The organism is Leisingera coralii (assembly GCF_049056525.1).
Taxonomy (GTDB): domain Bacteria; phylum Pseudomonadota; class Alphaproteobacteria; order Rhodobacterales; family Rhodobacteraceae; genus Leisingera; species Leisingera coralii.
The window spans coordinates 18,583-38,432 of sequence record NZ_JBHUPT010000040.1 but is presented as its reverse complement, the minus strand read 5'-3'; the positions used below and the strand labels follow the sequence as shown (position 1 = coordinate 38,432).

The 19,850-nt window shown below is 64.3% G+C and carries 18 protein-coding genes; 11 read left to right on the top strand and 7 right to left on the bottom strand.

What is annotated here, in order from left to right; all coding sequences use genetic code 11:
* The gene (gene trpE, locus ACFMBG_RS14315; protein ID WP_421055380.1) at positions 1–1,512 is read left to right on the top strand and encodes an anthranilate synthase component I; all 1,512 of its coding nucleotides are present in this window, start codon (positions 1–3) and stop codon (positions 1,510–1,512) included.
* A gap of 81 nt (positions 1,513–1,593) precedes the next feature.
* Here the strand turns inward: trpE and ACFMBG_RS14310 are convergent, their stop codons facing one another.
* Positions 1,594–3,159, bottom strand: a complete 1,566-nt coding sequence (locus ACFMBG_RS14310; protein WP_421055379.1) for a divergent polysaccharide deacetylase family protein — start codon at positions 3,157–3,159, stop codon at positions 1,594–1,596.
* A 191-nt stretch (positions 3,160–3,350) separates the two neighbouring features.
* Here ACFMBG_RS14310 and ACFMBG_RS14305 point away from each other — a divergent pair, with 191 nt between their 5' ends.
* From ACFMBG_RS14305 to lexA, 7 genes are all read left to right on the top strand, one after another.
* On the top strand, positions 3,351–3,932 hold the full coding sequence (locus ACFMBG_RS14305) for an anthranilate synthase component II (protein ID WP_421055378.1): 582 nt from the start codon (positions 3,351–3,353) through the stop codon (positions 3,930–3,932).
* Entirely contained in the window at positions 3,929–4,948 is a 1,020-nt protein-coding gene (trpD, locus tag ACFMBG_RS14300) for an anthranilate phosphoribosyltransferase (RefSeq protein ID WP_421055377.1), read from the top strand. Before ACFMBG_RS14305 ends, trpD begins: the two co-directional genes overlap by 4 nt.
* Positions 4,945–5,598 carry a uracil-DNA glycosylase gene (locus ACFMBG_RS14295; RefSeq protein ID WP_421055376.1) on the top strand — a complete coding sequence of 218 codons (654 nt, stop codon included), beginning with the start codon at positions 4,945–4,947 and terminating at the stop codon, positions 5,596–5,598. The genes trpD and ACFMBG_RS14295 overlap by 4 nt, the downstream gene beginning before the upstream one ends.
* A gap of 14 nt (positions 5,599–5,612) precedes the next feature.
* The gene (gene trpC / locus ACFMBG_RS14290) at positions 5,613–6,425 is read left to right on the top strand and encodes an indole-3-glycerol phosphate synthase TrpC (RefSeq protein ID WP_421055375.1); all 813 of its coding nucleotides are present in this window, start codon (positions 5,613–5,615) and stop codon (positions 6,423–6,425) included.
* Between the two features lie 12 nt (positions 6,426–6,437).
* Complete coding sequence (moaC, locus tag ACFMBG_RS14285; RefSeq protein WP_421055374.1) at positions 6,438–6,908, top strand: cyclic pyranopterin monophosphate synthase MoaC; 471 nt, start codon at positions 6,438–6,440, stop codon at positions 6,906–6,908.
* Positions 6,909–8,081, top strand: a complete 1,173-nt coding sequence (locus ACFMBG_RS14280) for a molybdopterin molybdotransferase MoeA (RefSeq protein WP_421055373.1) — start codon at positions 6,909–6,911, stop codon at positions 8,079–8,081.
* Between the two features lie 153 nt (positions 8,082–8,234).
* Positions 8,235–8,939, top strand: coding sequence for a transcriptional repressor LexA (gene lexA / locus ACFMBG_RS14275; protein ID WP_421055372.1), 705 nt, complete (start codon positions 8,235–8,237; stop codon positions 8,937–8,939).
* On the opposite strand, the gene ACFMBG_RS14270 is transcribed toward lexA, so the two are convergent.
* On the bottom strand, positions 8,933–11,005 hold the full coding sequence (locus tag ACFMBG_RS14270; protein ID WP_421055371.1) for a ComEC/Rec2 family competence protein: 2,073 nt from the start codon (positions 11,003–11,005) through the stop codon (positions 8,933–8,935). The two genes, lexA and ACFMBG_RS14270, sit on opposite strands and share 7 nt — an antisense overlap.
* A 79-nt stretch (positions 11,006–11,084) precedes the next feature.
* On the opposite strand from ACFMBG_RS14270, the gene gltX reads away from it, so the two are divergent.
* The 3 genes from gltX to ACFMBG_RS14255 all read left to right on the top strand — a co-directional run bounded on the left by gltX (position 11,085) and on the right by ACFMBG_RS14255 (position 15,069).
* On the top strand, positions 11,085–12,485 hold the full coding sequence (gltX, locus tag ACFMBG_RS14265; protein WP_421055370.1) for a glutamate--tRNA ligase: 1,401 nt from the start codon (positions 11,085–11,087) through the stop codon (positions 12,483–12,485).
* A gap of 126 nt (positions 12,486–12,611) precedes the next feature.
* The gene (locus ACFMBG_RS14260; protein ID WP_421055369.1) at positions 12,612–13,907 is read left to right on the top strand and encodes a citrate synthase; all 1,296 of its coding nucleotides are present in this window, start codon (positions 12,612–12,614) and stop codon (positions 13,905–13,907) included.
* Positions 13,908–14,205: 298 nt separating this feature from the next.
* Entirely contained in the window at positions 14,206–15,069 is an 864-nt protein-coding gene (locus ACFMBG_RS14255; RefSeq protein ID WP_421055368.1) for a calcium-binding protein, read from the top strand.
* A gap of 39 nt (positions 15,070–15,108) precedes the next feature.
* Here ACFMBG_RS14255 and ACFMBG_RS14250 read toward each other — a convergent pair whose 3' ends face one another.
* The 5 genes from ACFMBG_RS14250 to ACFMBG_RS14230 form a co-directional block, all read right to left on the bottom strand.
* The gene (locus ACFMBG_RS14250) at positions 15,109–15,885 is read right to left on the bottom strand and encodes an enoyl-CoA hydratase-related protein (protein WP_421055367.1); all 777 of its coding nucleotides are present in this window, start codon (positions 15,883–15,885) and stop codon (positions 15,109–15,111) included.
* A 103-nt stretch (positions 15,886–15,988) separates the two neighbouring features.
* On the bottom strand, positions 15,989–16,462 hold the full coding sequence (locus ACFMBG_RS14245; RefSeq protein WP_421055366.1) for a cytochrome c-type biogenesis protein: 474 nt from the start codon (positions 16,460–16,462) through the stop codon (positions 15,989–15,991).
* Positions 16,463–16,467: 5 nt separating this feature from the next.
* Positions 16,468–18,432, bottom strand: a complete 1,965-nt coding sequence (locus ACFMBG_RS14240; RefSeq protein ID WP_421055365.1) for a heme lyase CcmF/NrfE family subunit — start codon at positions 18,430–18,432, stop codon at positions 16,468–16,470.
* A 77-nt stretch (positions 18,433–18,509) separates the two neighbouring features.
* A complete protein-coding gene (locus ACFMBG_RS14235; RefSeq protein WP_421055364.1) occupies positions 18,510–19,085 on the bottom strand; it encodes a holin family protein in 576 nt (191 codons plus the stop codon).
* Positions 19,076–19,687, bottom strand: a complete 612-nt coding sequence (locus tag ACFMBG_RS14230; protein WP_421055363.1) for a holin-associated N-acetylmuramidase — start codon at positions 19,685–19,687, stop codon at positions 19,076–19,078. Before ACFMBG_RS14230 ends, ACFMBG_RS14235 begins: the two co-directional genes overlap by 10 nt.
* Positions 19,688–19,850: the final 163 nt, after the last annotated feature.

The following is a 19,850-nucleotide window of genomic DNA, read 5'->3' as shown; positions in this document are numbered from 1 at the left end:
ATGGCCCTGACCCCCGATTTCGACACTTTCGCCAAGGCTTATGAGGCCGGTGAAAACCAGGTCGTCTACACCCGCCTTGCCGCCGACCTCGACACGCCGGTGTCGCTGATGCTCAAGCTGACCGGCGCCCAGAAGGACGCCTTCATGCTGGAATCGGTGACCGGCGGCGAGGTGCGCGGGCGCTACTCGATCATCGGCATGAAACCGGACCTGGTCTGGCGCTGCCACGGCGAGCAGTCCGCGCTGAACCGCTCGGCGCGGTTTGACGCGGATGATTTCACGCCGCAGGACGGCAACCCGATGGACAACCTTCGGGCGCTGATTGCCGAAAGCAAAATCGCCCTGCCCGACGACCTGCCCCAGGCCGCGGCCGGCCTCTTCGGTTATCTGGGCTATGACATGATCCGCTTGGTGGAGCACCTGCCGGAGGTGAATCCGGACCCGCTGGGCCTGCCCGACGCGCTGATGCTGCGCCCCTCGGTGGTTGCCGTTCTGGACGGGGTCAAGGGCGAGGTGACTGTAGTCTCCCCCGCATGGGCCAGCGACGGCCAGACCGCCAAGGCGGCCTATGCCCAGGCCGCGGAGCGGGTGATGGACGCGGTGCGTGACCTGGAGCGCGCCATGCCGGCCGAGAGCCGCGATCTCGGCGACGCGGACGAGGTAGCCCCGCCGCAGTCGAACTTCACCAAGGAGGGCTATATGGCCGCGGTGGAGAAGGCCAAGGAATACATCCTCGCAGGCGACATCTTCCAGGTGGTGCCGGCACAGCGCTGGACCCAGGAATTCCGCCAGCCGCCCTTCGCGCTTTACCGCTCGCTGCGGCGCACCAACCCGTCGCCCTTCATGTTCTACTTCAACTTCGGCGGCTTCCAGGTGGTGGGTGCGAGCCCTGAAATCCTGGTCCGCGTCTTCGGGCAGGAGGTCACCATCCGCCCGATCGCCGGCACCCGTCCTCGCGGCGCCACGCCGGAAGAGGACAAGGCGCTGGAAGCCGATCTGCTGGCCGACAAGAAGGAGCTGGCCGAGCACCTGATGCTGCTGGACCTGGGGCGCAACGACACCGGCCGGGTGTCCAAGATCGGCACCGTGCGCCCGACCGAAAAGTTCATCATCGAGCGCTATAGCCACGTGATGCACATCGTCTCCAATGTCGTCGGCGAATTGGCGGAGGACAAGGACGCGCTGGACGCCTTCTTTGCGGGCATGCCCGCCGGCACCGTCTCAGGCGCCCCCAAGGTGCGGGCGATGGAAATCATCGACGAGCTGGAGCCGGAAAAGCGCGGCATCTACGGCGGCGGTGTGGGTTATTTCTCGGCCGGCGGCGACATGGATATGTGCATCGCCCTGCGCACCGCCATCGTCAAGGACCAGAACCTTTACATCCAGGCTGGCGGCGGTGTTGTCTATGACAGCGATCCCGAGGCGGAGTATATGGAGACGGTCCATAAGTCCAACGCCATCCGCCGCGCCGCAGCAGACGCCGCCCGTTTCACCGGGAACGGCAACCGCTGACGTCAGGAAGACAGAAGCCCCAGCTTCATCTTTCCCGAAGTACTCCCGCTGGAGGCAACGGCGCCCGCTCAGGGCGCCGTTTCATTTCGAAGGCAGCTGCGCTTCCAAACTGGCAGAGACCGGCGCCAAGGCCACCCGGCTGGCGCGGTCCTGCAAACCCCAGATCAGCAGCGCCGAGATCGTGTCGGGCCGCAGCCGGCCCAGCATGATAACAGCCCCTTCCTGCCGGGCCCGGAACGCCGCCTGATCCAGAAACCGGCGGATCGCCCGGGGATCCTGGCCCGCCCCGTCAAAGTCGCGGAACACCACGCCGGCAGGCACGCCGTCCTGCAGTGCCAGTTTCTGCACCGTGTTGAGGCCGCTGTTCTGCATCAGCAGGCCGTAGCCGGCAGAGGCCGCCATCGCCGCCACCTGGTCCGACAGCGGCCGGTTGCCCTGCACCCCGGTTTCCACGCCTTCGAGGATCGCAACCGCTTCGGGCAGCCTTCTGCGCCAGACCTCCAGCGCCGTCTCGGCGTCCTGCGGCGTGGCAGCACGCGGCAGATCCGCCAGCATCAGAACCTCGAATCCAGCCGCCCGGCGCGCCGCCATCTTGGCTGCGGCGTCCGGGTCTTCGGGATCGATGGCAAAGCTCAAGGGATAGGGGAACTCCGCCAGCGCCTCTGCACCCACGGCACCTGCGTCATCAATCAGCACGATCGACATCAGCGGCCGGTCCTCAGGGTTGTCGAAAGGCTCCGAGAAGGCCAGAAACGGCGGCTTGTCCAGCGTCTGGGATCCGGACAGCGCGGTCTCCCGCGGCTTGTCCCGTTCGGTCAGCGGAACCACTGGCGTGCCGATCCGCGGTGCCAGCACCTCCTGCTCAGGCTCTGCGGCCGCGGGCTCTTCCGCTGCTTGCTCAGCCTCTTCCTCAACGCTGGCAGCCGGCGCGGCGCCAATCACCGGCAGCATTGTCGCCTGCGGGGCCGCGCCGATATCCGGTACCAGGACCGGGGACGCCGCCTGGGGGTCCGGAGCTTGCTGCACTTCGGGCAGCGGTGCAGTGACCTGCGGCTCTGCAACGGCGGCAGTCGCTTCCTCTTCCGCTGGCTGTTCGGGTTCCGGTGCCGGGTCCGTTGCGGCTATGATTGCGGCCTCGCTGCCGGGCGCCAGCGGGGCCTGCGGCTGCGCGGCCTGCGGCTGGCTTTCAGGGCTGGTCTGCTCCACTCCCGGCACCGGGGCTGGTGCGGGGCTGGTTGCGTCCACCGCAGAGGCCGCAAGGCCGACCTCCGGTTTGCCGGCAGGCGCGGTATCCGCTTCGGCCAAGGCGCTCAGATCGTCGCTGACGCCGGTTGCGGCCGGACCAGCGGGTTGCGCTTCGACCAGATCGGCGTCACGCCCCTGGCCGTTTACAGGGACTTCCGTGGCCTCACCGCCGCCATTCGGCATTTGCGGGGCAGCACCCGGCTCGTGCCGCGGAGGTTCCGGCTCGGCACCGGCGCTCTCTTCAGCAGGTTGCTCAGCAGGTTGCGGCAGGGCTGCCACCGGCTCTTCACCCGGCTGCTCCTCGGGTCCGGAGACCGGCAGCGGCACCGACAAAGACAACATCGCCAGCCCGCCAGCGGCCAGCAACGCCCCAACACTCACGCCGCCCAGAAATCCACGCATGCCTGTTTTGCCTCTCAATCCGTATTTCCGTGCTGCGCCGTTCCGGCCTGCCTGGACGGACCCTGTTACCGGCCCTCTCCAGCAATCGCCTTTCCTGCCCTTGACGCTGCCCCGTATCCCTGAACATGTATGTTGCGACCACTATACTGCGGCGCGCCCCCGGCCCGCCACCCTTAAAAGAGCCCGCTACGATGCTGCTGCTGATCGACAACTACGATTCCTTTACCTACAACCTCGTCCATTACCTGGGCGAGCTGGGCGCGGAAATGGAAGTGCACCGCAACGACGCCATCAACGTGCAGGAAGCGATGGCGATGAAGCCGTCCGGCATCCTGCTGTCGCCCGGGCCTTGCGACCCGGATCAGGCCGGCATCTGCCTGGCCCTGACCGAAGCGGCCGCCGAGACCGGCACGCCGCTGATGGGCGTCTGCCTCGGCCATCAGACCATTGGCCAGGCCTTTGGCGGCAAGGTGGTGCGCTGCCACGAGATCGTGCATGGCAAGATGGGCAAGATGCATCACAAGAACACCGGCGTTTTCAAGGGTTTACCCTCACCATTTGAAGCGACGCGCTATCACTCCCTAGTGGTGGAGCGCGACAGTCTGCCGGACTGCCTGGAGATCACCGCGGAGCTGGAAGACGGCACCATCATGGGCCTGCAGCACAAGGAGCTGCCGATCCACGGGGTGCAGTTCCACCCCGAATCCATCGCCTCCGAGCACGGCCACGCGCTGCTGAAAAACTTCCTCGACGTGATGAAGGTGCCCGCATGAGTGACCGCCTGAAGCCGCTCATCGGAGCTGCCGCCGAACGCACCCTGACCCGCGAAGAGGCTGAAACCGCCTTTACCCTGCTGTTCGAAGGCGAGGCCACGCCCAGCCAGATGGGCGGCCTGCTGATGGCGATGCGCACCCGCGGCGAAAGCGTCGATGAATACGCCGCCGCAGCAGCAGTGATGCGCGCCAAGTGCAACTCGGTAAAGGCGCCCGCAGGCGCGATGGACATCGTCGGAACCGGCGGCGATGGTAAGAACACCCTCAACATCTCCACCGCGACCGCCTTTGTGGTTGCGGGTGCAGGCGTGGTGGTGGCCAAGCACGGTAACCGCAACCTCAGCTCCAAATCCGGCACCGCCGACCTGCAGTCCCAAATGGGCATCAATGTCATGGTCGGCCCGCAAGTTGTTGAAAAAGCGATCAATGAAGCCGGGATCGGTTTCATGATGGCGCCCATGCACCACCCCGCGGTGGCGCATGTGATGCCGACCCGGCAGGAGCTGGGCACCCGCACCATCTTCAACATCCTTGGCCCCCTTACCAACCCGGCGGGCGTCAAGCGCCAGCTGACCGGCGCCTTCAGCCGCGAGATGATCCGTCCGATGGCGGAAACCCTCAAGGCGCTCGGGTCCGAGCGCGCTTGGCTGGTGCACGGCTCCGACGGCACTGATGAGCTGACCATCACCGGTATCAGCTGGGTTTCGGCGCTGGAGGAGGATGGCGAAATCCGCGAGGTGGAACTTCACCCCGAAGACGCCGGCCTGCCGGTGCATCCCTTTGACATGATTGTCGGCGGCACGCCGGAGGAAAACGCCATGGCCTTCCGGGTGCTCCTGCAGGGCACGCCCTCGGCTTACCGCGATGCGGTGCTGCTGAACGCGGCCGCCGCGCTGGTTGTGGCCGGCAAGGCTGCTGACCTCAAGGAGGGCGTCGCGCTCGCAGCCGAGTCCATCGACAGCGGTGCTGCCAAAGCCAAGGTCGAGGCACTGGCCCGCATCACTTCCGCCGCATGACAGATCTGCCTGCCGGGCTGGGCCACTGGGCCCGCCTGCCCTTTTTCACCGATCACTGGCCCGGCATCGCAGCCGCGTTGCAGGAGGATCCCCGCGACATCCTGCCGCCTGCGCAACAGCGGTTTGCGGCGCTGGAACTGACCCGGCCTGAGGACACCCGCGTGGTGATCCTTGGCCAGGACCCTTATCCCACGCCCGGCCATGCGCACGGACTGGCGTTCTCAGCGGAGCCTGATGTGCGCCCGCTTCCCCGCTCCTTGTCCAATATTTACAAGGAACTGGAGGCCGATCTTGGTGCAGTTCGCCCGAATGGAGACCTGCGCGGCTGGGCCCGCCAGGGCGTGCTGCTGCTGAACACCGCGCTGTCTGTCCCCGCAGGTGAGGCGAACGGCCACAAACACCTAGGCTGGCAGCATCTGGTGCATCAGGTGCTGGAGCTGACGTCTGAGCGCCCCACCGCATACATTCTCTGGGGAAATGCGGCGCAGAAGCTTGAAAAACATATCAAACCGGGCGATCACCTGATCCTGAAAACCGCCCATCCGTCGCCCCTGTCGGCGCGGCGCGGCTTCTTTGGGTCCCGGCCCTTCTCAAAAGTGAACAATTGGCTCGCCGCCCGCGGTGAAGCCGGCATAAACTGGAACGCATGAACGGAGGCACTGGCATGACCCAGAACGTGCTGGACAAGATCAAGGCCTACAAGCTCGAAGAGGTAGCCGCCGACAAGGCCGCCAAACCGCTGGAGGCGGTCGAGGCCGAAGCGCGCGAAGCCTCCCCGGTGCGCGGCTTTGCCGAAAGCCTGATGCAGGCCAGCCGCGAAGGCTATGGGCTGATTGCCGAAATCAAGAAAGCCAGCCCGTCCAAGGGGCTGATCCGCCCGGATTTCGAACCGGCGGAACTGGCCAAGGCCTATGAGGCCGGTGGCGCCACCTGCCTGTCGGTACTGACAGACACCCCCAGCTTCCAGGGCGCCAAGGAATTTCTTACCCAGGCGCGCGCGGCCTGCGCGCTGCCCGCCCTGCGCAAGGATTTCATGTATGACACCTATCAGGTGGCCGAGGCTCGTGCCCTTGGTGCCGACTGCATCCTGATCATCCTGGCCTCCGTTTCCGACGCACAGGCGCAGGAGCTGGAGGAAAGTGCGTTTGAATGGGGCATGGATGTGCTGCTCGAGGTGCATGACGCCGAAGAGCTGGAGCGCGCCTGCAACCTGAAATCACCACTGATGGGTATCAACAACCGCAATCTCAAGACGTTTGAGACCACGCTGGACACCACCCGAGAGCTGTCGCGCCTGGTGCCGGCTGACCGCACCATCGTCTGCGAAAGCGGATTGTTCACGCCTGAAGATCTGGCCGACATGGCCCGCTATGGCGCCCGCACCTTCCTGATCGGTGAAAGCCTGATGCGGCAGGACGACGTGGCCGCAGCAACCCGCGCGCTGCTCGCCAACCCGCTGACGCCGGGCATGATGTAAGGAGGCAAGTCCATGAGCCTTACCCATTTCGACACCAAGGGCGACGCCCATATGGTCGATGTCTCGGACAAGGCGGTGACCTCGCGCATTGCCACGGCCGAGGGCCACATCACCATGGCGCCGGAAACCTTTGACATCATTGCCGAAGGCCGTGCCAAGAAAGGCGATGTTCTGTCCGTGGCCCGCTTGGCCGGCATCATGGGTGCCAAGAAAACGCCGGAGCTGATCCCGCTTTGCCACCCGCTGCCGGTGACCAAGGTCGCGGTGGAACTGACGCTCGACCCGGACCTGCCTGGGGTGCGCATCGAGGCAACCGTCAAAACCACCGGCCAGACCGGCGTTGAGATGGAGGCGCTGACCGCCGTCTCCACCGCCGCGCTCACCGTCTATGACATGGCCAAGGCCGTGGATAAGGCGATGGAGATCGGCGGTATCCGGGTGACGCTGAAAGATGGCGGAAAATCAGGCAGGTACGAGGCATAAATGATCTCCGTCAGCGAAGCCCGCGCGCATCTTCTGGCACTGGTCTCCAAGCTGGAGACCGAAGAAGTTCCCTTGGCAGAGGCCGCTGGCCGGGTGCTGGCAGAGGGCATGCACGCGCGCCGCGACCAGCCGCCGTTTTCCGCCTCCGCCATGGATGGCTACGCGGTGAATGCCGCCGAAGTCGAGCTGCACGCCATGTTCAAGGTGATCGGCGAAGCCGCCGCCGGCCATGCCTTTGACGGCCGCGTGGGCGCGGGCCAGGCGGTGCGGATCTTCACAGGCGCGCCGGTGCCGGAAGGCGCAAGTTTCGTTGTCATTCAGGAGGATGTCAGCCGCAACGGAGACCTCATTACCATCAGTGATGAGCCTGGAAGCAACGACAACATCCGCCCCCGCGGCGGCGACTTTACCGATGGCCAGACCGTCTCCGCCCCCCGGCTGCTGACGCCTGCCGACGTCGCCCTTCTGGCCGCGATGAACATTCCCTCCGTTCCCGTCACCCGCCGCCCCGAGGTCGCCTTGATCTCTACCGGGGATGAACTGGTGATGCCCGGCGGTACCCCCGGGCCGGACCAGATCATTGCCTCCAACACTTTCGGGCTCAAGGCCATGGTGGAAAGCCTCGGCGCCCGCGCCCGAATCCTGCCGATTGCCCGCGACACCGAAAGCTCGCTGCGCACCGCCTTTGAGCTGGCAGAGGGCGCCGATCTTGTGGTGACCATCGGCGGCGCCTCGGTCGGCGATCACGATCTGGTCGGCAAGGTGGCGCAGGACGCCGGGATGGAGCGCAGCTTCTACAAGGTTGCTATGCGCCCCGGCAAACCGCTGATGGCCGGCCGGATGGGGGAAGCCGCTATGGTCGGTCTGCCCGGCAACCCGGTGTCGGCAATGGTTTGCGGCCACGTGTTCCTCGCCCCGGTGGTCCGCGCGATGCTCGGCCTGCCGGACAGCGGCCAGCCGCTGCTAACCGCCCCGCTGGCAGAGCCCCTTACTGCAAACGGACCGCGCGAACACTACATGCGGGCCCGCGTCGAGGACGGAAAGGTCCGCGCCTTCGCCAATCAGGACAGCTCACTGCTTACGGTACTGGCCGGTGCCAACGCCCTGCTGATCCGCCCGCCCGGTGATGGCGCGCGCGACGCAGGCGAAACCGTGCAATACCTGCCGATCTGAAACCGCTTTATCTTTGCAAAAATATTCCAGCCGGAGGCACGTGCCTCTGGCGCCTCTATTATCCCGCACAACCGTAAGCCGCCATGTTGACACAAAACGTGAACATGCGTAGAACAAAAGAAAACATCGACAAGAGGCGCGGAGGGAGCGGCGATGCTCACGAAAAAGCAGCTGGATTTGCTGGAATTCATTCACAAACGCCTGCAGCGGGACGGGGTTCCGCCCAGTTTTGATGAGATGAAGGAGGCGCTGGATTTGCGCTCCAAATCCGGCATCCACCGGTTAATCACCGCGCTGGAGGAGCGCGGCTTCATCCGCCGCCTCGCCCACCGCGCCCGCGCCATTGAAATTCTCCGCCTGCCCGAAAGCCTGGGCGGCACCTCCGAACCGCAAGGCTTTGCCCCCTCTGTGATCGAAGGCGGCCAGGGCAATGCCCGCGCTGCCGCCGCTGCGGCGGATCCGATGCGCCACGCCGCGGTTGAGCTGCCAGTGATGGGCCGCATCGCGGCGGGCGTGCCGATCGAGGCGATCAGCCAGGTCTCCCACCAGGTGGCCGTCCCTGGCGGCATGATCTCCCCCAACGGCCAGCACTTTGCGCTGGAGGTCAAGGGCGACTCGATGATCGAGGCCGGAATCAACGACGGCGACATCGTGGTGATCCGCGAGACCGAGGCTGCCGACAACGGCGACATTGTTGTTGCACTGGTCGAAGGCCAGGAAGCCACCCTGAAGTATTATCACAGGCAGGGCGGCATGATTGCGCTGGAGGCCGCGAACCCGGTTTACGAGACCCGGCGCTACCCTGAGGACCAGGTTCAGGTCCAGGGCCGCCTTGTTGGCCTGATCCGCACCTACTGACGCTCCGCCGCCGCGCCCAGCAGGCGGCGCAGGCGCCGGATTTCCGGCCCTTCCGGCTGCCACCCGCTCCACAAGCGCGTTCCGGCTGCCTCGCGGGTGGTCAGCAACCGCCCATCGGGTTGCACCGCGATGCTGCCGGTCTGCCGCATGACTTCGGGCGTCAGCAGCAGGCAGTTGCCAAATTCCGAGGCAGCTACGGTGGACACGATGATATCTGTTTTTTCACAATCACTTGCCTGCAATAGCTTACGTTTTCCTGGCGCGTGTAGCAGCCGGTAATCCGGACCTTGCCAGACCGCCAATGCGTCGTCCCAGGCCTGCCACCGGGCCGCGGCCTCAGACTGGCTGGCTGCATCGCCATCATTCTCCAGCCAGATCTCTGCCGTGAACCCCTGCCCCTTGGCGCGCGACAAGGCGCGCCCCTCAGCCTCCATTACCCCAATCAGCCCGCCGGAACTGGCGATGATGACCGCGGGCCGTTCCGCCCCGCTCCAGATCCAAAGCGCTGCAGCCGCGGGCAACAGCCCCGCCAGCCGCAGCCGCCCTTTCCAGATCACCGCGAACACCATGCCGGCCGCAAACAGAGGCAGAACCGCTCCTCCAGGCGCCGCCGCATGGGAAACGGCTCCCTCAATGCCAGACACGGTCCGCGCAACCCCAAGGATCCAGTCCATCCCCCATCGCATCACCGTCAGCCCGATCCCTTCCAGCCCGATGGGCACCAGGCAAAGCGCCAGCACTGCCGCCGGGATCACCACGGTGCCCATCACCGGCACCGCCAGCAAATTTGCAAGAAGCCCGTAGTGCGGAATGGTGTTGAAGTGCGCGGCTGCAAAGGGCGCGGTTGCAGCCCCTGCCACGGCAGAGGAAATCACCAGTGCCAGAACCGGCCGCAGCCAGCGCGGTCCCAGCGGCACTTCCCCGTCGCGCAGCGCGGCAAAAACCGCAACCAGCGCCGCCGTCGCGGCAAAGCTCATCTGGAAGCCGGGGCTGAGCAGGCTTTCGGGCCGCCGCAGCAGAACGATCAGTGCCGCCGCCGCCACCGCGCGCAGGGTGATCGCCCGCCGGTTCAGCAGCACCGCCCCCAGCATCACGGCCACCATGACAAAGGCCCGCTCCGTCGCAACATTGCCACCTGACAATAAAAGATAACCTGCCCCGGCAGCCAAGGCGGTCAGCGCCGCCAGTTTCTTGACCGGCCAGCGCAGGGCAACCGGCGGCACCAGGCAGAACAGCACCCGCACAGCCGCAAAGACAAAGCCGGTGAGCAGCCCCATATGCAGGCCCGAGATTGCCAGCAGATGCGCCAGGTTGCTTTGCCGTAGGGCCGTCAGCGTTTGCTCGCCGACACCGCTGCGGTCGCCGGCGGTGATGGCCGCGGCGAATCCGCCGGTCTCCCCCGGGATCCGCTGCTGCAGATAATGCGCCATTGCACGGCGCAGACGCTCAACCGGCACGCTCTCTCCCGGCGCTTGTGCCAGCAGGACCGGCACTCTGGTATAGCCCAGGCCGCCCAACTGCTTGAACCAGGCGTGGCGTCGGAAATCGAAACCTCCCGGCTCCGCCGGTCCCTGCGGCGGCAACAGATGCGCGGTAGTCATCACCAAGGCGCCGGGCGGCGGCACCGCGTCCTGCCCTTTCAGGGAAATCCGTACCCGGGCCGGCGTTTTCGCGGGCGGGACACGGTCCAGCAGCACTTGGTCCAGGGTCAGCCGCAGCGCATCGGTCGGAGAGCGGTCGACCGAAACCACCCGCCCCTCCACCGGGCCGTAATAGCGAAAGTCCAGAACCGGGGCTGCGACCCAATTCGCCCTGGCGCCCGCGAGGCACAGGCCCGCGGCCGCAAAAGCGGGCGCCCAGCATAGAAACGCCAGCGAACGCCGCTGCACTGCGACGCAGGCCAGCAGCAGCGAAACCGCCGCAAGACCGGCATAAACCGCCCAGCCAGGTTCGCTTTTCAAACTGAAATAAGCCCCGATCCCGGCGCCCAAGAACACTGGGACCCAGGGGAACAAATGCCCCCGCTGCGCCTGCAGCAGGTCTGAGATGGCAGCACTCAGCCGCATGCTTGCCCCCCGCCTTCTGGCCCGGTAGACAGGCAGAAACTCTATGCCTCCCATGGTTTCCAAAAGGTAAATCCCGCTCATGACCCAACCGGTTGTCACCCGTTTCGCGCCGTCTCCTACCGGCTTTCTGCACATCGGCGGCGCCCGAACCGCGCTGTTCAACTGGCTGTACGCCCGCGGCCGCGGCGGCAAGTTCCTGCTGCGGATCGAGGACACCGACCGCGAGCGCTCCACGCCGGAGGCCACTGCGGCCATCCTGCAGGGCATGGAGTGGCTGGGCCTGGACCATGACGGCGAGGTGATCAGCCAGTTCGAGCGCGCGGACCGCCACGCCGAAGTCGCCAAACAGCTGCTTACCGAAGGCAAGGCCTACAAGTGCTTTGCCACCCAGGAGGAAATTGCTGCCTTCCGCGAACAGGCCAAGGCCGAGGGCAAATCCACCCTCTACCGCTCGCCCTGGCGCGACGCGGAGGAATCTGCCTACCCGGACGCGCCCTATGTGATCCGCATCAAGGCGCCGCAGGATGGCGTGACCGTGATCAAAGACGAGGTGCAGGGCGATGTGACCATCCGCAACGACCAGCTGGACGACATGATCCTGCTGCGCTCGGACGGTACCCCGGTTTACATGCTGGCGGTTGTGGTGGATGACCACGACATGGGCGTCACCCATGTGATCCGCGGCGACGACCATCTGAACAACGCCGCCCGCCAGATGATGATCTATGAAGCAATGGGCTGGGAGGTTCCGGTCTGGGCCCATATCCCGCTGATCCACGGGCCGGATGGCAAGAAGCTCTCCAAACGCCATGGCGCGCTTGGCGCACAGGAATACCAGGCGATGGGCTACCCGGCGGCCGGCATGCGCAACTACCTGGCGCGTCTCGGCTGGTCGCACGGGGATGACGAATTTTTTACAGACAGCCAGGCCAAAGAGTGGTTTAACTTTGACGGTATCGGCAAAAGCCCGGCCCGGTTCGACACCAAGAAGCTGGAGAACCTCTGCGGCCAGCATATTGCCGTTAGCGACGATGCCGCACTGCGGCAGGAAATCTGCGCCTATCTGGCAGCCGCTGGGAAACCCGCCCTGACTGACGCGCAGTCACAAGGGCTGGAAGCTGCGATGTATTGCCTCAAGGACCGGGCCCGCACCTTCCCGGAACTACTTGAAAAAGCGCATTTTATCCTTGCATCACGGCCTCTTGAACGGGACGAGAAGGCAGAAAAAGCGCTGTCTTCTGTATCCGATGGTATACTGGAAGAATTGACGCCGCAGTTGCAAAATGCTAGCTGGGTCCGTGACGATCTGGAGGCGCTTCTGAACGCATTTGCAGAAGCACATGATACCAAGTTCGGCAAACTGGCAGGCCCGTTGCGGGCTGCGCTTGCGGGCCGGGCGGTAACGCCTTCGGTGTTCGATATGATGCTGATTCTGGGCCGCGATGAAACCATCGCAAGGCTCAAAGACGCAACAGGCTGACTCCGGTCTTTACCCGCGGGTAAGCCTGTTTTGATACGACAACCCCTGCGCGAAACCGCGCAGGCGCTGCCCCGCATGAAGACGCCCGAGCGGCAGCTTTCGTGCCTGTAACAGGAAGGGACATCCATGACCGAGACACAGAAATCTGCCACGCTCAGCCTGAATGGCGAAAACTACGAGCTGCCCATTTTCTCGCCAACGGCCGGGCCCGATGTCCTCGACATCCGCAAGCTCTATGCGCAGGCAGGTGTGTTTACCTATGACCCGGGATTCACCTCGACCGCCAGCTGCGACAGCACCATCACCTATATCGATGGCGGCAAGGGCGAACTGCTGCACCGCGGCTATCCGATCGACCAGCTGGCGTCCAAGTCGCATTACCTGGAAGTCTGCTACCTGCTGCTCTACGGTGAGCTGCCGACCGCCGCGCAGCTGGAGGATTTCGAGACCCGTGTGACCCGTCACACCATGGTGCATGAGCAGATGCACAACTTCTTCCGCGGTTTCCGCCGCGACGCGCACCCGATGGCGACCCTGGTGGGCGTGGTCGGCGCGATGTCGGCCTTCTACCACGACTCGCTGGACGTTTCCGACCCGTGGCAGCGCGAAGTTGCGGCCATCCGGCTGATCGCCAAGCTGCCGACCATTGCGGCGATGGCCTACAAGTACTCGATCGGCCAGCCCTTCGTGTATCCGAAAAACGATCTCGATTACGGCGCGAACTTCCTGCACATGTGTTTCTCGGTTCCGGCCGAGGAATACCACGTGAACCCGATCCTGAGCCGCGCGATGGACCGGATCTTTATCCTGCACGCCGACCACGAGCAGAACGCCTCGACCTCGACCGTGCGCCTGGCGTCTTCTTCCGGCGCCAACCCGTTCGCCTGTATCGCAGCCGGCATTGCCTGCCTTTGGGGCCCCGCCCACGGCGGCGCCAACCAGGCCTGCCTGGAGATGCTCAAGGAAATCGGCTCGGTTGACCGCATTCCGGAATTCATCGAACGCGCCAAGGACAAGAACGATCCGTTCCGCCTGATGGGCTTTGGCCACCGCGTGTACAAGAACACCGACCCGCGCGCCAAGGTGCTGAAGCAGTCGGCAGATGAGGTTCTGGAACTGCTCGGCGTCGAGGACAACCCGCTTCTGCAAGTCGCCAAGGAGCTGGAGCGCACCGCGCTGCACGACGACTACTTCATCCAGAAGAAACTGTTCCCGAACGTGGACTTCTATTCCGGCATCATCCTGGAAGCCATGGGCTTCCCGACCTCGATGTTCACTCCGATCTTCGCGGTCAGCCGCACCGTCGGCTGGATCTCGCAGTGGAAAGAGATGATCGCCGATCCGCAGAACAAGATCGGCCGCCCGCGCCAGCTGTACCTGGGCGAGACCCTGCGCGACTACGTCGATATCGAAAAGCGCTAAGCGTCAGCGACCAAGTTTATGTAAACGCCCTGCATCTGCGGGGCGTTTTCTTTTTCGGACAGCAGCGTCCACGGAGTTTTTTCGAAGGACCGCAAGTTGCGGTGCCGGGCAATAGCCGCAAATCGGTAACAATCCCGCGCACTATACCGGACTGTTTCCTTGGAAAGTACAGCAGTTAAGTGTATTTGACTAAACTTGCTCAGCTATTTTATGAAATGTTTAGCTTACTTTTTTACTGGCAGAGCACCTTCTCAGAAATTTCAAACCGCTGTTTGCCAGAAGACTTTGGATTGATGATATGGAATTTTTGATCTTGCTTGGTATTGGCCTGACCATAGGCGGTGTTGCTGTTGCTATGGACGAAGATAACGACGCCGCCGACACTACAGGAGAAACGGTCACTGGAACGGAAGAACAAGACGTTCTGACAGGCACGGAGCTCGATGACACCGTCTTTGGTGACCCAGGCGACGACGCGATCGAAGGCGCTGCAGGTGATGATTGGCTGCGCGGTGGAGTCGACAGCGATGTTGTGCTTGGAGGCAGTGGGGACGACTCAATCTCAGGAAGTCTCGGCGCTGACTGGCTACAGGGAGACCAGGGCGAAGATACGTTGACCGGCGGTTTCGGTGCTGACGGACTATATGGCGGCGAAGGCGCAGACAGCATTCTGGGGGGCGCCGGCGACGATCTCCTGTCAGGCGGTGTTATGTATGAAGTCCCGCAAAGTGAGGCTGCAGATGCGCTGGATGATTTCCAGGGTGGTTTGGACGTTCGCTTTACGCCGGAATACAGCAATGTATCCGATGATAATACCAGCGATACACTCGTCGGCGGGGAAGGTTGGGACACTCTGATCGCAGGCGACGGCGATGTTCTCATCGGCGGCGGCGGGAGCAACGACTTTGTCACAGGGTATTGGGCTGACGGCAGCTCTGCTGCGGTAATTACCGACTTCAACTTGGATGAAGACGCGCTTTTCTATTACTACGTAGAAGCTGAGCCCCCTCAGCTAACCGTAGAAACTCTAGATAACGAGGTCGGCGGGCAGGACTCTGTTTTGTACGCCGACGGCGTTGCAGTTATGCATGTTAATGATACCGGCGGCCGCTTCGACCTTAACACGCATGTTCGCCTAGCAAGGTCCTATGCGCTGACCTGATTTTGTCGGCTCCGCAGTTTGCCTGCGGAGCTAGGGTTTTCAGCGCCCCTCGAATTTCGCGGGGCGTTTTTCCATGAAGGCGGTGACCCCTTCCAGGAAATCCCGGGTTTTGCCGCATTGGCCTTGCATATGTGCTTCTTCCGACAGCTGCTCCATCAGGCCGCGGCCATAGCTTTCGCGCAGGGCGGATTTCGTGGCGGCAAAGGCCTTGCTGGGTCCCTGCGCCAGATTGGCCGCACGCGCGCGCCAGTGCGCGTCGAACTCCGCGTCCGGCACCGCTTCCCAGATCATGCCCCAATCGCTGGCCTGCTGGGCGCTGATGCGGTCGGCAAACAGCGCCGCGCCCATCGCCTTGGCCAGTCCGATCTGGCGCGGCAGGAACCAGGTGCCGCCGGCATCGGGCATCAGGCCGATCTTGCTGAAGGCCTGCATGAAAAACGCGCTCTCGCTTGCGATCACCACATCCGCTGCCAGGGCCAGGCTGGCACCGGCGCCGGCGGCTGCTCCGTTGACCGCCGCAACGACCGGAACCGGGCAGGCATAAATCGCCTCGACCATCGGCAGGTATTCGTCGCGCAGCGTGCGCTCCAGATCCAAGTCCCCCGTGCTGGAGGCATCACTCAGGTCCTGGCCGGAACAGAACGCATCACCCGCGCCTGTCAGCACCACCGCCCGCGCCTCTGCCGCGGCCATACGCACCGCATGGGTGATTTCTGAGCGCATCCGGCTGTTCAGCGCGTTTTTCCGGTTTGCACGGTTCAGCGTGATGACGGCGAGCCCGTCCTCCAGCGTGAACAGGATTTCCTTGTATTCCATAGGGTTGCCTCATGCAGCTTGCGTCCCGCCCGGCCTAGTGCCAGAGGGCTCATTTGACGCTATGGTGACGCAAAGCTTTGCCGCCGGAAAGGCAGACCCGGCGTCAATCCTCCAGGATTTTCCGCAGCCGCTCCTGCTCTTCCGCGCTCAGGCTCTTCTCCGCCGCTTTCGGCGCCCGGGCGCGGCCGCGAACGTAGAAAACCGCAATCACCAGCGCCGCCAGCAGCATCAGCGGCCCTGCTGCCCACAGAAGCCAATTGGCACCGCTGGTGGTGGGGCGCAGCAGAACGTATTCGCCATAACGGGCGACGATAAAGTCCATCGCCTCCCGGTCGCTGTCTCCGGCCACAAGTCTCTCTCGCAGCAGCACCCGCAGGTCGCGGGCCAGCTCGGCGTTGGATTCATCGATGCTTTCGTTGCGGCAGACCAGGCAGCGCAGATCCTTGGACAGCTCCCGCGCGCGCGCTTCCAGGGCCGGGTCCTCCAGGATTTCATCCGGCTCCACCGCCAAGGCGGGCGCCGGAGTGAAAACGGCCACAGCCATCAGCCCCGCCAAGGCTACGATCAGAAGACGCATTCGTTTCATCCTGCTGGCACTCCGGTAGCCGGTGTCTTGCGCGCGCCCGCAGCCACGCGGAAGCGCCTGTCGCTGAGGCTCAAGAACCCGCCGAGCGCCATCAGGATGGAGCCGGCCCAGATCCAGTTGGCGAAGGGCTTGATATAGGTGCGCATGGTCCAGCTGCCGTCGGCTTGCTGATCGCCCAGCACCACATAAAGATCCCTGGTCACCCGGTAGTCAATCGCCGCCTCGGTGGTCGGCATCTTGGCCACCGGGTAATCGCGTTTTTCCGGGAACATCACCGCCTCTGGTCGGCCGTTGCGGGTGACCTCAACCCGGCCCTTGGTGGTGAAGTAGTTTGGTCCCTGCTCGCGGTTCACGTCCTGCAGCACCAGGGTAAAGGCACCAACCTGGAACGGTTCGCCAATCCGGGCAACGCGGATATCCTCCTGCTCCCAGGCGGTCAGGCCTGCGATGGCAAAGATGGTGACACCCAGGCCCGCATGGGCCACGGCCTTACCCCAGTCGGCCCTCGGCAACCGCAGCATCCGCTGCAGGCGGCCGGACTTGCCGCTGCGCATCCACAGGTCCGCCAGCGCGCCGAACACCACCCAAGAGCCCAGGAACAGTCCGACAGGTCCCAGTGCCGAACGGCCTGTCTGCATCGACCAGGCCAGCACGCCAAGCGACACCGCCAGCACAAACACATAGCGCAGCTGCCAGGCGGTGCGCCCGATCCTCCCGCGTTTCCATGGCAGCATGGCACCGACGGGCAGCAGCAGCCCCAGCACCACCATGAAGGGGGTGAAGGCTGAATTGAAGAACGGCGGCCCGACGCTCAGTTTCCGGTCCAGCAGCATCTCGGCCACGATCGGCCAGATGGTGCCGAAGAACACCACAAAGCAGCTGACCGCCAGCAAGATATTGTTGGCCACCAGCGCGCTTTCGCGGCTGATCATGCCAAAGACGCCCTTGGCCTCCATCGCCTGCGCGCGCGCCGCAAACAGGGTCAGCGCGCCACCGGTGAAGAAGGCCAGGATGAACAGGATGAACACGCCCCGCTCCGGGTCATTGGCAAAGGCATGCACGCTGGTGATCACGCCCGAACGCACGATGAAGGTGCCGATCAGCGAGAAGCCAAAGGCCAGGATCGCCAGCAGGATGGTCCAGCTTTTCAGCGCCTCGCGCTTTTCCACCACGATGGCGGAGTGCAACAGCGCAGCAGCCAGCAGCCAGGGCATGAAGGAGGCGTTCTCCACCGGGTCCCAGAACCAGAAGCCGCCCCAGCCAAGCTCGTAATAGGCCCACCACGACCCCAGCGCGATGCCGATGGTCAGGAAGATCCAGGCCGCCAGCGTCCAGGGCCGCACCCAGCGCCCCCATGCGGCATCCACCCGGCCCTCGATCAGGGCCGCAACGGCAAAGGAAAACGCCATGCTGAGGCCGACATAGCCGAGGTATAGGAACGGCGGATGGAACGCGAGACCCGGGTCCTGCAGGAGCGGGTTCAGGTCCTGGCCGTCAAAGGGCGGCACCGTCAGGCGCAGGAACGGGTTGGAAGTGAACAGGATGAAGGCAAAGAAGGCTACCCCGATCGCCGCCTGCACGGACAGCACACGGGCCTTCAGGGTCGGCGGCAGCCCGCCGCCAAAGACCGAGGCCAGCGCGCCGAACAGGCTGACGATCAGCACCCACAAGAGCATCGAGCCCTCGTGGTTCCCCCAGGTGCCGGAGATCTTGTACAGCATCGGCTTGGCCGAATGGCTGTTCAGCGTCACCAGCTTCAGCGAGAAGTCGGAGGTGATGAAGGCCCACATCAGCGCCCCGAAGGAGAAGGCGGTGAACAGGAACTGCGCCTGCGCCGCAGGCTCTGCCACGGCCATCCAGCCAGGCCAGCGTTTATGGGCGCCGATCAAGGGGATAACGGCCTGCACGATAGCGATCATGAAGGCGAGGATAAGGGCAAAGTGGCCGAGCTCTGTAATCATGGCCCCCATATACGCCTGTCCGCGCGGGGCGCCAATGGCAATCCCCGCGCCAAGCCGCCGCAGCAGGCAAAATGTGATCAGCCGCGCAGCGCTTTCCACGCCTCCAGCGCCGGATTGGCCTCTGCCTCCGTGGCGTCCAGCCGGTCGGCCGCACCGGTTCCCGCAGCGGCGGCCCTGGGTGAGTCTGCCCGCAGCCGCTCCAGCGCGGCGATGTTTTCCGCCACTTGCGGTACCTGGGCCATACTGGCGGCCAATCCCTGCTGAAATTCCTGCGTCTTAACCTGGTGGCGCGCGCCGAAATAGAAGGAGACGATGACGCCCAAAAGCCACCACAGCGGCTCCGGCACCAGCGCCAGCCCCTGCATCCGGGCGGCAAACCAGACTGGATCTGCCAGCGCGGCACCTAGCAGCGCCAAGGTTCCCAGCGCCAGCATCGGCCGGGGCAGCCGGTTCACCCCGTCCATGAAACGGTCAAAGCGGCTTTTACCGCCATACTGGAATTCCGCGGCCAACTGGCTCAGCGCAGCGCTCTGCATCTCGTGCGCGCGCGCCGCGCCCGCCTCCGCGTTTTCGCGGAACACTTCAACGGATTCCCGCAAGGCATTGCGCTGGCTTCCAAAAATCAGGCTGAAAACATCTGTGATCAGCCCCATGCCGCTGTCCTCCGCTGAAACTCCTGGCGGCTCAGGCGGTAGCCGGGCGAGATAAATTCCTCCGCCCGCTTGATCCAGCCGCCCTTGCCGCCGGTACGAGTACGGGCGTATTTGCGGCTGGCCGGGCGGCGGTCCGCCAGGCGGAAGTAATAGTTGCGGCGCGCCACCCCATAGGCATCGCACAAGGCTGCCGCGCCGATCTCCGCTGCCTGCGCTGCGGCATCTGCCGTTTGCGGACCGATGGCTCCATCAACCGCCACGCCATAGCCCATCTCCCGCAGCAGCCGCTGCAGGATGCGCACCGCGTTGCTGCCTGCGTTCACATACATGTCGAAGACCGTTGCCTGCAGGCACTGCGGCAGGCTGGCAATCCGCGGCGCCTCGAAATAGTAGCGGATGAAGATCTCCACCGCTTGCGCCCGGCTCAGCGCCCGCACATCTTCCACCCCAACAGTGCCATCGCCGGTCAGATCCAGACCCAGCCGCTGCAGCGTGCCTATCGTCACACCGTATTTCGTGGCCCCGCCGGGATCATCCGGATCATTCACAAAGCCGCCTTCGCGCGCCACGATTTGTTCCGCGATTTCCTTCACAGTCTGCATAGCACCTCACCACTGCCAACCCGGCCATGCTGACGGAAAGGCGCTAACATCCGCTAAGGCCACCGTGCGCCGCAGCCGCAACACATGAGCGTCAGATCTGTGTGCAGGTGGGTCCTGGAGCAAAAAGCCCCGCAGGACACCAGTCCTGCGGGGCCATCTCACA